Origin of the sequence: Sphingobium sp. BHU LFT2 (genome assembly GCF_018604485.1) — a bacterium.
Classification (GTDB): Bacteria; Pseudomonadota; Alphaproteobacteria; order Sphingomonadales; family Sphingomonadaceae; genus Sphingobium; species Sphingobium yanoikuyae_A.
Map to the genome: position 1 here is coordinate 133,342 of NZ_JAFCGW010000006.1, position 12,935 is coordinate 146,276.

The following is a 12,935-nucleotide window of genomic DNA, read 5'->3' on the forward strand; positions in this document are numbered from 1 at the left end:
GGCTTGATTTTGCGGCCATGGGAACGATGGTCCACCCCGTCTTCCTTGGCGGATCGGGAGTTTTGCCTAAGGAAAAACCCGTATGGCGCATTATTGGAACAGCCTGTCGGAGGCTTAACCAAATCCCGCAACCGGGTGAAGACATTGTCTAACTAGGCTAGTTAAGGGCCCGCCTCCTTTTGGGTCTGACAGGGTAGGCAATTCATGAAGAAGATGGGGGGCGGCGTTGCCGCCGCTGTGGTCGCGCTGGCCGCGACGGGTGTTCTTGCGGCCGTTACACTTTCGGGGGGCGAGGCGGATGCGCCGGACGCACGGGTGATTACCATCCCGTCATCGTCCAGTTCTGCGTCAGCCGCCAGCACTGGCACCAGCGCGACGGTGCCGACGACGACAGCGGCGCAGGCCTATGCTGCGGCGGCAGCGGCCGCCGTGCCGGCGGCTACGGCGACCAGCACGTCCAAGGTGCTGCCGGGCATCAATATTTCCGGCGGCGAATTTGGTGGCACCGGCGGCAAGCTGGGCACCAACTATATCTATCCCAGCACGGCGGAAATGCGCAGCTATGCGGCGCAGGGCTTCAAGCTGCTGCGCGTGCCGTTTCGCTGGGAACGGTTGCAGCCCAATCTCTACGGCCCCTTGTCGGAGGTCGATCGCAAGGCGCTGAAGTCGGTGGTGACCCAGGCCAATGCGCTGGGCCTGACGGTGATCCTGGACATGCATAATTATGGTGCGCGCCAGGTGAAGGGCTCTGCGGCGCTGGTCGGCAGCGGCACGCTGGCGACGACGGCGCTGACCAATGCCTGGGTCAAGATCATGGAGGATTATCGGTCCAACCCCAAGGTCTGGATCGGCCTGATGAACGAGCCCAATCGCCAGACGGCGGCGCAATGGTGGGCCATTGCCGGTCAGGTGACCAAGGATATCCGCGCCCAGAAGATCAGCAACAAGCTGCTGATCCCCGGCACGGCCTGGACCGGGGCGCATAATTGGGTGAGTTCGGGCAATGCCGCGCAGGCGGTGAAGTTCGTCGATCCCGGCAAGAATTACGCCTTTGAAGTGCATCAATATCTGGATGCCTGGTCGACCGGCACCACCGACAAGTGCGAGGTCAAGGCCGGCCAGCGCGTGAATGCCGCGCTGACCTGGGCCGAGAAATACAAGGTGAAGCTGTTCTTCGGCGAGATCGCCGCGTCGGGCCAGCCGCAATGCGCGAAGGAATATCCCGACATGCTGCGCCGTCTGAAGACGTCGTCGGCGGTGCTGGGCTGGACCGCCTGGGGCGGCGGCGCCTGGTGGGCCTATGACTATATGTTCCGCCTCCAGTCGCGCACGACCACGCCCACGGCACATATGAAGCTGCTGCTCGCCAACATGCCCTGAGGCGGGAGTTACTCCAGCGCCAGCAGCGCGAAGCTGGCCAGCCAATGTTCCCCCATATAGTCACCGGCTATGTGGGGGAGCGCGGCGTCGAGATGGGCGATGGCCGCCTGCTCGGCAATCGGTGCGATCGGCGCGTCGGCGCCCAGCGCGGCGGCGATGCCGCGCCAGCACCAGGCACGGCTGAGGTTCAGGCCGTCGAGATGGGCGATCTTTCCGTCGCTGCGATCCGACACGGTGGCCGGGGTGAACAGGGTGGCCGGCTGGCCGGTCAGGAGATCGGGCAGGAAGGCGCTGAACCAGTCGGCAAATTCATCGCGCGACAGCAGTCGGCTCATCAGCAGCGCTTCGGTGAGGGCCGAGGAGAGAAATTCGTCGCCGCCCGGTTCCCAGGCCTGGCAGGCACGGTCCTGCCCGAACCAGACAAGGGCGCGCTCGCGGATCAGCGCCTGGAGCGCGGGATCGCGGTCCTTGGCCCAGTCATAAGCGTGGATCAGCGCGAAGCTGCTGTTGAAATGGGTGCCGACGCGCAGCGGATAGGTCATTTTCGGCAGGAAGGCGTGGAAGCGCGCGGCGAAATCGAGCGCCAGCGGTTCGATCGCGGCGGCCCAGGGGCCGTCCTGCCGGGCGAGTTCGGCATGGAGCGCGAGCAGCCAGGCCCAGCCATAGGGGCGCTCGAACCCGCCGGCGGTCGGGCGGGTGAGGAAGGCGCGCTCGCCCGCGACCTTGTCCGGCACAAGCATCGCGTCGGCGCGGGCGCGGATGGCATCGGCCTGGGCCATGGCGGGATAGAGGCGGCGCAGGCGCATCACCTGCCACCAGCCATGGACGCAGCTGTGCCAGTCATAGCTGCCATGGAAGATCGGATGATGGTCCACCGGAATGCGCGCATCCTCCGGCCCCTGATAGGTCAGGTCCATCTTGTACGGATATTGCCGCCCCAGATGAGAGAGGGTCAGCGCAGCGAAGCGATCGGCAATATCTTGGGAAAGTCGGGTCATCGGAAGGCCAGCCAATAGATCAGGAGGATGTTGACGCAGAGCAGGGGGAGGGCGGTGCCGACCTGGCGGCGGATCACGCCATATTCATCCTTGAGCTGCAGCAGCGCGGCGGGGAGGAGGTTGAAATTGGCAGCCATCGGCGTCAGCAATGTGCCGCAGAAGCCCGCCAGCATGCCGATCGCGCAGATGATCGCCGGATCGCCATGATATTGGTGGATCAGCAGCGGGATGCCGATCGCGGCGGTCATCACCGGGAAGGCGGCAAAGGCATTGCCCATGACGATGGTGAAGAGCGCCATGCCCAGGCCATAGGCGATCACCGCGCCGAGCAGGCTGCCATCGGGAATGGCGAGGCGGACGATGCCGCCGACGACATCGCCAACGCCGGCAAGCGCGAACACTGCGCCAAGGCTGGCCAGCATCTGCGGCAATATGCCCACCCAGCCGACCGAGTCCATCAATTGCCGCCCCTGTTGCAGGGCGACGATCGGCCGGGCGCGCAGCCAGGTGCAGCCGATGGCGAGTGCGATCAGGACGCCCAGCGCCAGCGAGATGAGGGTGGTCTGCTTGGGATCGATCCAGGCGGGGAACGCCTTGAACAGGAAGGTGCCGGCGAGCGCGGTGACGGGGATGACCAGGGCGATGGCGAACAGGCCATTGCCATGGCGGTCGGCCCGCGCCTGCCGCTCTTCCAGCGGCACGCCGCCGCTGCCTCGCCCCAGCCCCTTGAAGCCGGCAATCGCGACGAGGCCGAGGACCAGGACGCCATTGCCGATGTCGCCAATCCGATCGCCCGCCCACATGCTGAGCGCGAGCAGTGCCCAGAAGGCGGCGGTGGTGAAGCGGCGCGGGTTGCTGCGGTCGGCGGCGCCGAGCAGGGCATAGCCGGCGAACACCGCGCCCATCAGCGCATAGACCCAGTGGAGGGTGATCATGCCGCGTGCTCCGGTTCCTTGGCACCCTGCGCGTTCAGCCGGCGGTCGAGCCGCCATAGGCGAAAGCCGTGGATCAGCAGCGCGGCGATCGCGGTCGGGATCGCCCAGACCGAGAGCTGGAGCGGTTCGAGCAAGATACCATATTGCTCCAGCAGCCCCTTGATCAGCAGGATCGAGCCGATGGCGAGGAAGATATCCTCGCCGAAGAAGACACCGACATTGTCGGTCGCGGCGGCCCAGGCCTTGATCTCGTCGCGCTGCTCCTCATCGAGCGCGCCGGCCTGTTTCTCGGCCGCGGCTTCGGCGATCGGGGCGACCAGCGGGCGCACGGTCTGGGCATGGCCCGCGACCGAGATCAGGCCCATGGCGGCCGAAATCTGGCGCGCGACAAGATAGAAGAGAAGGAAACGGCCGGTGGTGGCGCCGCGCATCCGGTCGATGAGGCCGCGTGCCCGTTCCTGAAGCCCATGCGCTTCGAGCAGGCCGATTACCGGCAGCACCACCCAGACGACCGAGACATAGCGCGAGTCGTTGAACGCCTTGCCAAAGGCGGCGAGGATGGTGAGCGGATCGAGCCCGGCGGCAAGGCCGGTGGCGATGGCCGAGGCCAGGATCACCAGCAGCGGATTGAAGCGCAGCACGAAGCCCGCGACGATCAGGGCGATGCCCAGCAACACCCACATTAGTCGTTCGCGTCCCGCAGTCGTCCGTCCGTCATCGTGACGGGGTAGCGGCAATGCAGGCCGCTGGCCATAGGCGGTTGAAATCCGGTGCGATGGTCGCACCGGTCGCACCGGACCGTCGGTTCGCATCTTTTCTGAAAATCCTGATGGCCAATGACATCGGCCTGACATAGTTGGAGGAGACAGGGGCGTATCAGACGTGGACGGCCAGACCCAAAAATGGGGCGGACGTGGAATTATTCGGAGAGAGCCTTTGACCATCATAGCGATCGATTTCGAGGCGTCGTGCCTGCCCCGGCACGGACGGTCCTTCCCGATCGAAGTGGGCATAGCGGGCGGCGGCATTGCCCGCAGCTGGATCATTCGACCGCATGCGGCCTGGACCGGCTGGGACTGGACCGCCGAAGCCGAGGCGCTGCACGGCCTGTCGCGCGCCCGGATCGAGGCGGAGGGCGAGCCGGCGGACGTGGTGCTGGCGCAACTGGCGGCGGCGGTCGCCGGCTGCCGCGTGGTAGCCGACAGCGTGATCGATCAATATTGGCTGCAGACGCTGGCCGATACGCAGGCCGTGGTGGCGCCGTTCGCGATCGATCATGTCTCATTGTTGCTGGATGAGTGGGGCGCGGACGAGCCGCGGATCACGGCCGCCATGGCCCATGCCGATGCGCTGCATCCCGCGCGGCACCGCGCCGTGGCCGATGCGCTGTGGCTTTCCGGGCTGATTGAGGCCCTGTCGGGAGTGGCGCGGCCGCTTCAGGCCGATCCGGTGATCGCAAGGGTCGCTTGACGGCATGCTGCGACACAGCAATAATTTGTAACGTTCGGCATATTGGGGAGACATTCTCCCTGCCTAAACCCGTCGGAAGGATCCCGCTTATTGCTGGATATTGTCTGTTTCGAAGGGAAGCCACCCATGTTGCCGATCCTTGCCAGTGTCGCGGCGCTCGCCGCTTCCTCCACCCCGATCCACAGCGCCGAACTGACCCACGGCGCCCAGGCCTATACGGCCAGCTATCACACCGCATCGTCGGTGCGCTTCACCCAGGTCGAGCCGCGCTTCGGCAATCGCAACGCCATCCCGGTCTGCCGCTGGCAGGCTGATGTGCGCGTCGATCGCGCCGTCGCGGCCCAGGGCCAGTCGGTGCCGGCCTTCGGCAAGGCGGTCCATCGCTTCGCCCCGCTGTCGGGCAGCTATGCCGGCACCTGCGCCGCTGCCCGCAGCCAGGTGGACGCAGAGGTCGCCCGCTATGCCAGCGCCCGCAATGCCGAGGCCGTGTCGGTCGCGCAGCAGGACCGTGCCGTGCTGGTGAATGAACTGGACAGCGTACGCGCGCTGACCGTGAAGGGCTGATGAGTCCACCGCTGATACTGGTCGCCGAGACGCAGCAGGATTTGCGGCACAAGGTGCGCGAATTCCTGGAGCAGAGCGGGTTTCGCGCTCTGCCTGCGGCCTCGTCGAGCGATATATTCAGTGCCATGGACCGGATGCCGGTCGGCGCGGTCGTGCTGGATGCAGGACTGCGCGGGCCGGACGGCATGGACCTGTGCCGCGACGTGCGTGAGCGTAGCGACGTGCCGATCATCCTGGTCGGCGCCGACAGCAGCGAAGTCGACCGGGTGGTCGGCCTGGAACTGGGCGCCGACGATTACATGGCCAAACCCTATTCGACCCGCGAACTGGCGGCGCGGCTGCGCGCCGTGCTGCGGCGCGGGCGCAGCGAGCGGGCGCTGGGCCTGCGGCGTCAGACCCAGGCGCGCTTCGACGACTGGGTAGTCGATTTCGCCCGGCGCGAAGTGACCGACCCGGCCGGCGCGCTGGTCGAATTGACGGCAGCGGAATTTTCGCTGCTCGCCGTGTTGCTGGATCATGCCCAGGCGGTGATTGCCCGTGCGCGGCTGATGGAACTGGCGGGCGTGCGCGATGCGCCCTCGTCCGACCGCAGTGTCGACGTGCTGATCAGCCGGTTGCGGCGCAAGCTGTCCCATGAGGGGCGGCCCGCCGCGATCGTGACTGTTCGTGGCGTCGGATACATGTTCAGCGCGGTCGTCGACCGGCGCTGACCCCCTCGAAAAGGCGCGCTGATGGCGGTTTTCCGCCATTTGGCGCGCCTGTCGGGCGCTTTGCATCCCAGACATGATTTTTAACAATTCCGCTGCGCCGCAGCAAAATCTGCTGCGTATTTTGCAAGCTAGGCCGGTCCGCCCCCTGACCGGCAACGCAATAGCAATAAGAGGATGAAAGCCATGAACGAGCTTATCGGTCGTGTATTCAGTTTCGAGACCAAGGTCTTCCCGAACGAAAGCACGCTCTACAATCAGTTGGCCAGCCATGGTCAGAGCCCCAAGGCGCTGATGATCTCCTGCGCCGACTCGCGCATCGTTCCCGAGCACATCATGCAGGCCCAGCCGGGTGACCTGTTCGTCTGCCGGAATGCCGGCAACATCGTGCCGCCGCATGACAGCCAGTTGGGCGGCGTGACCGCCACGGTCGAATATGCCGTGATGGTGCTGGGCGTGCGCGACATCATCGTGTGCGGTCACAGCGACTGCGGCGCGATGAAGGCGCTGGCCACCGACGCCGACCTGACCGGCATGCCCAATGTCGCCGCCTGGCTGCGCCACAGCCATGCCGCGCAGAAGCTGTGCCGCGAATCCTATCCTGCCGACCTGGATGCCGCCGAAAAGCTGCGCAACATGGCGCTGGAAAATGTCGTCGTACAGCTGTCGCACCTGCGCACCCATCCGTCGGTCGCGTCGGGCATCGCCCGCGGCGAGATCGCCCTGCATGGCTGGTATGTCGACATCCATGCCGGCCAGGTCCTGGGTCTGGACGGCGAAACCGGCCGTTTCTCGGTGCTGCGCGAAGGGCAGAAGCTGCCCGTGGCGCTGCCGCATGGGCGTCGCCTGGCCGGCGAATCGCTCATCGCACAAGCTGCGGAGTAAATCATGTTGAAGGCCTTTTCCGGCGGCACGTTCAGCCGCGACTTCACGGCGTCGATCGTCGTGTTCCTGGTGGCCATGCCGCTGTGCATGGGCATCGCCATTGCCTCCGGCGTGCCGCCGGAAAAAGGCCTGATCACCGGCATCATCGGCGGCCTGGTCGTCGGCCTGCTGGCGGGTTCGCCGCTGCAGGTCAGCGGTCCGGCGGCCGGTCTTGCGGTCATCGTCTTCGAAATCGTGCGGGAACAGGGGCTGTCGGCCCTTGGCCCCATCCTGATCCTGGCAGGCGCGATCCAGATCGTTGCCGGCCTGCTGAAGGTCGGCGGCTGGTTCCGCGCCATTTCGCCGGCCGTCGTGCATGGCATGCTGGCGGGCATCGGCGTGCTGATCGTCGTCGGCCAGTTCCATGTGCTGTTCGATGACAAGCCGCTGTCGAGCGGCCTGCACAATCTGATCGCGATGCCGGGCCAGATTCTGGGCCTGACCAATCAGGATGCGGCCACCGCCTTCGCTGTCGGCCTGGTCACCATCGGCGCGATGCTGGGCTGGGAGAAGTTCCGTCCTGCATCGATGAAGCTGGTGCCGGGGGCGCTGGTCGGCGTTGTCGCCGCGACGCTGGTCGCCTTCGCGCTCGGCCTGCCGGTCGCCCGTGTTGTGGTGCCGGAATCGATCCTGTCTGCGATCAGCCTGCCCGAACAGGGCCTGCTGGCGCAGCTGATGAGCCCGACGATCATCACCACCGCCATCGCGATCGCCTTCATCGCCAGTGCCGAGACTTTGCTGTCGGCCGCTGCGGTCGACCGCATGCATGATGGCGTGCGCACCAATTATAACCGCGAACTGAGCGCGCAGGGTGTGGGCAACCTGCTCTGCGGCGTGGCTGGCGCGCTGCCGATGACCGGCGTCATCGTCCGCTCGTCCGCCAACGTCCAGGCCGGCGCCAAGACCCGCCTGTCGGCGATCCTGCACGGCGCCTGGATCCTGGGCTTCGTCGCGCTGCTGCCCTGGCTGCTGCGCGAAGTGCCGATGGCGGCGCTGGCCGGCATCCTGGTCGTGACCGGCTTCCGTCTGGTCAGCCTGTCGCACGTCAAGCATCTGTTCCACCTCTATGGTCCGCTGCCGGCGATCGTGTGGGCCGCGACGCTGATCTGCGTCGTCGCGACCGACCTGCTGACCGGCGTGCTGGTGGGTATCGGCCTGTCGCTGATCGAACTGATCCCCCATGCCAGCCGCCTGCGCCTGGGCGTCGAGGAAGCCAGCCGCGGCGATGCGCATGAAGTGGCGCTGCACGGCACGGCGAGCTTCCTGAGCCTGCCCAAGCTGTCGGCCAAGCTGGAATCGGTGCCGGCGGGACAACTGGTCATCCTCAATGTCGAGCGCCTGACCCATATCGACCATACCTGCGCCGAAATGGTGCGCGAATGGGCCGATCGCCGTACCGGCGCGGGCGCCAAGGTGGAGCTGTTCGGCGCGACCGGACGGATGCGCCAGCTCGTCGCCTGACACGAGCCAGCATGACAGAAAAGCCGCCGCATCCCCGGATGCGGCGGATTTTTCATATTCAGATGCAATTTGGACATTGAATAGAAACAATGTCAGTGGCATTTAGAAAAGAACCGTGATCGCTATATCACAGAGCCTCTCTTCCCTTGTGCAGATGCGAAGATAGAGGTTTGCGCCGACGGCTGGCGAGAATAGTCGAGTAGTTATCCGCCGGTACGGAAGACGATATTCCAACAGATCTTCGGGCCGCGGATGCAGGACGGAACATTCTTTCGTAAAAGGGGAATGTTCATGAAGTATCAAATCGCTTGTGCCGCTCTGGCTCTGATGTCGAGTGCGCCGGCCTTCGCCCAGGAAGAACCCGCAGGCCCGGTCACCGTGACCGGCAGCGTCGGCCTGGTTTCCGATTATCGCTTCCGTGGTGTTTCGCAGTCCGATCGCGGCATGGCGATCCAGGGCGGCCTGACCGCAACCCATGAAAGCGGTGTCTATGTCGGCACCTGGGGTTCCAACCTGTCGGGCTGGGGCACCTTTGGCGGCGCCAACATGGAACTGGACCTGTTCGCAGGCTATGCCATTCCTCTGGGCGACAGCGGCGCGACGCTGGACCTCGGCCTGACCTGGTACATGTATCCGTCGGGCGCCGACAAGACCGACTTCGCCGAACCCTATGTGAAGCTGTCGAGCCAGGTCGGCCCGGTCAAGGGTCTGCTCGGCGTGGCCTATGCCCCCAAGCAGGAAGCGCTGGGCAAGTGGTGCAGCGACGCCGATTGCACCATCTACAAGCCGGGTGACAAGGAAGATAATTTCTACATCTGGGGCGATGTCAGCGGTGCGATCCCGAACACCCCGGTCAGCCTGAAGGCGCATCTGGGCTGGTCGAACGGCAATAGCGGTCTGGGCCCGAACGGCACGTCGGTCGCGCCGACCGGCAAATATCTCGATTGGCTGGTCGGTGCCGACCTGGCCGTGCCGGGCACGCCGCTGACGCTGAGCATCGCCTATGTCGACACCGACATTGCCCGCGTCGAGGAAAATTATCTGCGTCCCAACTTCCAGGTCGCGGACGGCGATAATTTCGGCAAGTCGATCGCGCGCAGCACGGTCGTCTTCTCGATCTCGGCCGCTTTCTGATCTTTACGGATCGGGCCCGTTCGCGCGGGCCCGATCTGCTGTATTTCCGGGCCTTATCTTGTGCCGAGCTGTCGCCGGCGTGACAAATTGTTGCTGTGGCCCCCGTCAACTGTTTCGGCAGCAAGCTGCGGTTGACCCTCCACCGGTCGCTGCTTATCTCCCAACATCATGAACAGCCTGATGTTGCTCCGCGCATGACCGCCCCCTCGATCATCCTTGTCGAAGACGATCCGCCGCTCCGCACGCTGACGGCGCGCGCGTTGCAGGAACATGGCTATCAGGTCCGTCCGGCCTCGTCCGGTCCGGAAATGTGGGTGGCCTTCGATGCCGGCCCGGTCGACCTGGTCGTGCTGGACGTCATGCTGCCCGGCACCAACGGCATCGACCTGTGCCGCCAGATCCGTCGCAAGAGCGACGTGCCCATCATCTTCATCAGCGCCAAGGGCAGCGAGACCGACCGTATCGTCGGGCTGGAACTGGGCGCCGACGATTATCTGCCCAAGCCCTTTGGCACGCGCGAACTGATCGCCCGTATCCGCGCCATCCTGCGCCGCGTCGGCGTGGAGCGTGGCCCGGACGAGCAGCGCGAGAATGAAGCGCGCTTCGACGGCTGGATCGTCAACTTCCCGCGGCGTGAACTGCGGTCGCCGACCGGCGCGATTGTCGATCTGACCGGCGCCGAGTTCGACCTGCTGGGCAGCTTCCTCAGCCATCCGCAGCGGGTGATCGCGCGCGAGCGGCTGATCGAATTGTCGCGCACCCGCATGGGTGACAGCAGCGACCGCAGCATCGACGTGCTGGTCAGCCGCCTGCGCCGGAAGCTGTCGACCGAGGACCGGCCCGCACCGATCACCACGGTGCGCGGCGTCGGCTACATGTTCAACGCGGAAGTCGCGCGCGCTTGAGACGACAGCGGTTCAGCCGGTCGCTCGGGCTGGTCGGCCGCATCTTTGGCATATTGCTGCTGACCGTCCTGCTGGAATTCGTGGTCGGTACGCTCATCTATGAGCGCGCCAGCCATTTGTCGCTGCAGGATGACGAGGCGCGCCGCCTGGCCGAGCATCTGGTGATCGCGCGCAAGCTGGTCGCCAAGGCGCCGGTCAGCCAGCGCGGCGGGGTCAGCGCGCAGCTGACCACCGACCGCTATGATATCCACTGGACGCTGGCCGCGCCGCCGCCACCGCCGCTGTCGCCCGAACTGGCGCGGATGCGGCAGCAGATCGTCGACTGGGAACCCAGCCTGCATGAATCGCGGCTGTGGCTGCGGCTCAATTCGCCCGGACGCTCCTCGCAGATCAATGGCGGGCTGCAGCTGGCGGACGGCAGCTGGCTCTATTTCGGCATGCATCATAGCGGCGGCAAATGGGCCTTCACCTTCGGCCGCTTCGGCCTGGCGCTGATCCCGGTTCTGGCGCTGCTGATTGCGGGCGGCGTGCTGATCAGGCGGACATTGGCGCCGCTGCGCGACCTGACGCATGCGACCAAGCGGATCGGTCTGGCGCAGCAGGTGGCGGTGGCGGAAGCGGGTACCAATGATGTGCGCAACCTGATCCGTGCCTTCAACGCGATGCAGACCCGCATCCATCGCCTGATCAACGAGCGGACCGAGACGCTGGCGGCGGTCGGTCATGACATGCGCACGCCGCTCGCTCGGCTGCAATTGCGGCTGGAAGCGGTGGACGACCCCGAAATTCGCGAGGCGATGGGCGAGGATCTGGCCGAGATGGGCGAGATGATCGAGTCCGTGCTGGCCTTTCTGGGCGGCGAGAAGAATCCCGAACCGGCGGTGCGGATCGACGTGGCGGTCACGATCGCGACGGTGGTCGACGCCTTCCAGGATCATGGCGACGATGTGATCTATGACGGGCCGGATCATCTGGAGATGGAGGTTCGCCCGCTGTCGCTGCGCCGCGCGGTGCGCAACCTGATCGAGAATGCGCTCCATTATGGGGTACGTGCGCGGGTCAGCGTGGCGCGGCACGACAATGAGGTGTTGATCCGCGTCGATGATGATGGCCCCGGCATTCCGCGCGACCGGCTGGAGGAGGTGCTGAAACCCTTCCACCGGCTCGATACGGCGCGTCAGCGCAACACGCGCGGCATGGGGCTGGGCCTGGCCATCGTCGCCAAGACGGTGGAGCAGGAGGGCGGTCGCCTGACGCTGGCCAACCGACCCGAGGGCGGGCTGCGCGTCGAAATCTGCCTCTATCTGAACAGGCCGGAAGCCAAGGTCTGATCGGCCTTCCGGCGCGTTCGGCAAAGAGAATCTCGCTACCCCCAAGCAAAACTCGTTTATCCTGGCGCGCAGACGCGGGTTATTCCGGTTGCCCATCGGACAAGAGGCGCAGGGAATGGCGGACGGCGATATGCAGGGTGAAGGCGTGGGCTATTGGGATCTGGACCGGCTGGTCACGGACCTGGCCGCCGCGCGCAGTCGCTGGCGGCAGGAACAGCAGCATCATGCCGAGTATGGCGCCGAAGGATTCCCGTCGCGCGCCAATCTGGTGAAGATCACCGGCGCGCTGTGCGGCGCGCTGTTCCCGCTGCGACTGGGGCCGAGCTTCGTGCGACTGCATAATGAAGACGCCTATGTCGCCGAGACGCTGCAGACCGTGCTCAGCCGCCTCTATGGCCAGATCAGGCTCGAACTCATCTATGCGATGAAGGATGATCCGATCGCCGCGGTCGACGCGGCGGCGGCGCGGATCATTGGCGAGTTCGCGCACAGCCTGCCGGCGCTGCGCACATTGCTCGACAGCGATGTCGAGGCGGCCTTCCTGGGCGATCCTGCCGCGCGCAGCGTGGACGAGGTGCTGATCTGCTACCCATCGATGCTGGCGATCATCCATCATCGGCTGGCCCACCGCCTCTATGAACTGGGCGCGCCGCTGGTGGCGCGGATCATTTCCGAGATCGCCCATTCCCATACCGGCATCGACATCCATCCCGGCGCGCGCATCGGCCACGGCTTCTTCATCGACCATGGCACCGGCGTGGTCATCGGCGAGACGGCGATCGTCGGCGATCGGGTGCGGCTCTATCAGGGCGTGACGCTGGGCGCGCGCAGCTTCCCCTCGGACGAGAAGGGCGCGCTCGAAAAGGCGCAGCCGCGCCATCCGATCATCGAGGATGATGTCGTCATCTATGCCGGCGCGACGGTGCTGGGCCGGATCATCATCGGCAGCCGGTCGGTCATCGGCGGCAATGTCTGGCTGACCGAAAGCGTGCCGGCCGACAGTAATGTGCGCCAGGCCAAGGCCCGGCATGAAGTGACCAGCCGGGTCGAGGTGTCGGCCCCGCACCGCGTCCATGCGCTGCTGGAAAGCACGGACGGGATTGGCGAGAATATCTGATCCTCCCCC

At 65.7% G+C, this 12,935-nt stretch carries 13 protein-coding genes; 10 read left to right on the forward strand and 3 right to left on the reverse strand.

Annotated features, from left to right (window positions below):
- Nucleotides 1-204: 204 nt before the first annotated feature.
- On the forward strand, nt 205-1,380 hold the full coding sequence (locus JQK15_RS13720) for a glycoside hydrolase family 5 protein (RefSeq protein ID WP_214866106.1): 1,176 nt from the start codon (nt 205-207) through the stop codon (nt 1,378-1,380).
- Nucleotides 1,381-1,388: 8 nt separating this feature from the next.
- Here the strand turns inward: JQK15_RS13720 and JQK15_RS13725 are convergent, their stop codons facing one another.
- Genes JQK15_RS13725 through JQK15_RS13735 form a run of 3 tightly spaced genes read right to left on the reverse strand, consistent with a single transcriptional unit; the run spans nt 1,389 to nt 3,996 of the window.
- On the reverse strand, nt 1,389-2,378 hold the full coding sequence (locus tag JQK15_RS13725) for a DUF2891 domain-containing protein (RefSeq protein WP_214866107.1): 990 nt from the start codon (nt 2,376-2,378) through the stop codon (nt 1,389-1,391).
- The gene (locus tag JQK15_RS13730) at nt 2,375-3,313 is read right to left on the reverse strand and encodes a DUF979 domain-containing protein (protein ID WP_037510233.1); all 939 of its coding nucleotides are present in this window, start codon (nt 3,311-3,313) and stop codon (nt 2,375-2,377) included. The genes JQK15_RS13725 and JQK15_RS13730 overlap by 4 nt, the downstream gene beginning before the upstream one ends.
- A complete protein-coding gene (locus tag JQK15_RS13735) occupies nt 3,310-3,996 on the reverse strand; it encodes a DUF969 domain-containing protein (protein ID WP_214866187.1) in 687 nt (228 codons plus the stop codon). The genes JQK15_RS13730 and JQK15_RS13735 overlap by 4 nt, the downstream gene beginning before the upstream one ends.
- 253 nt (nt 3,997-4,249) lie before the next feature.
- On the opposite strand from JQK15_RS13735, the gene JQK15_RS13740 reads away from it, so the two are divergent.
- The 9 genes from JQK15_RS13740 (at nt 4,250) to epsC (ending at nt 12,926) form a co-directional block, all read left to right on the forward strand.
- A complete protein-coding gene (locus JQK15_RS13740; RefSeq protein ID WP_214866108.1) occupies nt 4,250-4,783 on the forward strand; it encodes a hypothetical protein in 534 nt (177 codons plus the stop codon).
- Between the two features lie 126 nt (nt 4,784-4,909).
- On the forward strand, nt 4,910-5,347 hold the full coding sequence (locus JQK15_RS13745; protein ID WP_004211071.1) for a hypothetical protein: 438 nt from the start codon (nt 4,910-4,912) through the stop codon (nt 5,345-5,347).
- A complete protein-coding gene (locus JQK15_RS13750; RefSeq protein WP_004211073.1) occupies nt 5,347-6,057 on the forward strand; it encodes a winged helix-turn-helix domain-containing protein in 711 nt (236 codons plus the stop codon). The genes JQK15_RS13745 and JQK15_RS13750 overlap by 1 nt, the downstream gene beginning before the upstream one ends.
- A 183-nt stretch (nt 6,058-6,240) precedes the next feature.
- The gene (locus tag JQK15_RS13755) at nt 6,241-6,939 is read left to right on the forward strand and encodes a carbonic anhydrase (RefSeq protein WP_004211075.1); all 699 of its coding nucleotides are present in this window, start codon (nt 6,241-6,243) and stop codon (nt 6,937-6,939) included.
- Nucleotides 6,940-6,942: 3 nt separating this feature from the next.
- Nucleotides 6,943-8,439, forward strand: coding sequence for a SulP family inorganic anion transporter (locus JQK15_RS13760; RefSeq protein ID WP_004211076.1), 1,497 nt, complete (start codon nt 6,943-6,945; stop codon nt 8,437-8,439).
- 285 nt (nt 8,440-8,724) lie between these two features.
- Nucleotides 8,725-9,573 (forward strand): TorF family putative porin, encoded by an 849-nt coding sequence (locus JQK15_RS13765; RefSeq protein WP_010337000.1) that lies wholly within the window; start codon nt 8,725-8,727, stop codon nt 9,571-9,573.
- A gap of 194 nt (nt 9,574-9,767) precedes the next feature.
- Complete coding sequence (locus JQK15_RS13770) at nt 9,768-10,478, forward strand: response regulator (protein ID WP_004211079.1); 711 nt, start codon at nt 9,768-9,770, stop codon at nt 10,476-10,478.
- Nucleotides 10,475-11,809: an ATP-binding protein gene (locus JQK15_RS13775; RefSeq protein ID WP_010337002.1), complete on the forward strand. Its 1,335-nt coding sequence runs from the start codon at nt 10,475-10,477 to the stop codon at nt 11,807-11,809. Before JQK15_RS13770 ends, JQK15_RS13775 begins: the two co-directional genes overlap by 4 nt.
- Nucleotides 11,810-11,924: 115 nt before the next feature.
- Nucleotides 11,925-12,926: a serine O-acetyltransferase EpsC gene (gene epsC / locus JQK15_RS13780; protein ID WP_004211082.1), complete on the forward strand. Its 1,002-nt coding sequence runs from the start codon at nt 11,925-11,927 to the stop codon at nt 12,924-12,926.
- Nucleotides 12,927-12,935 lie beyond the last annotated feature (9 nt).

Coding starts and splice junctions, on each gene's coding strand:
- JQK15_RS13720 (WP_214866106.1), top strand. CDS start 205: ATGAAGAAGATGGGGGGCGGCGTTGCCGCCGCTGTGGTCGCGCTGGCC.
- JQK15_RS13725 (WP_214866107.1), bottom strand. CDS start 2,378: ATGACCCGACTTTCCCAAGATATTGCCGATCGCTTCGCTGCGCTGACC.
- JQK15_RS13730 (WP_037510233.1), bottom strand. CDS start 3,313: ATGATCACCCTCCACTGGGTCTATGCGCTGATGGGCGCGGTGTTCGCC.
- JQK15_RS13735 (WP_214866187.1), bottom strand. CDS start 3,996: ATGTGGGTGTTGCTGGGCATCGCCCTGATCGTCGCGGGCTTCGTGCTG.
- JQK15_RS13745 (WP_004211071.1), top strand. CDS start 4,910: ATGTTGCCGATCCTTGCCAGTGTCGCGGCGCTCGCCGCTTCCTCCACC.
- JQK15_RS13750 (WP_004211073.1), top strand. CDS start 5,347: ATGAGTCCACCGCTGATACTGGTCGCCGAGACGCAGCAGGATTTGCGG.
- JQK15_RS13755 (WP_004211075.1), top strand. CDS start 6,241: ATGAACGAGCTTATCGGTCGTGTATTCAGTTTCGAGACCAAGGTCTTC.
- JQK15_RS13760 (WP_004211076.1), top strand. CDS start 6,943: ATGTTGAAGGCCTTTTCCGGCGGCACGTTCAGCCGCGACTTCACGGCG.
- JQK15_RS13765 (WP_010337000.1), top strand. CDS start 8,725: ATGTTCATGAAGTATCAAATCGCTTGTGCCGCTCTGGCTCTGATGTCG.
- JQK15_RS13770 (WP_004211079.1), top strand. CDS start 9,768: ATGACCGCCCCCTCGATCATCCTTGTCGAAGACGATCCGCCGCTCCGC.
- epsC (WP_004211082.1), top strand. CDS start 11,925: ATGGCGGACGGCGATATGCAGGGTGAAGGCGTGGGCTATTGGGATCTG.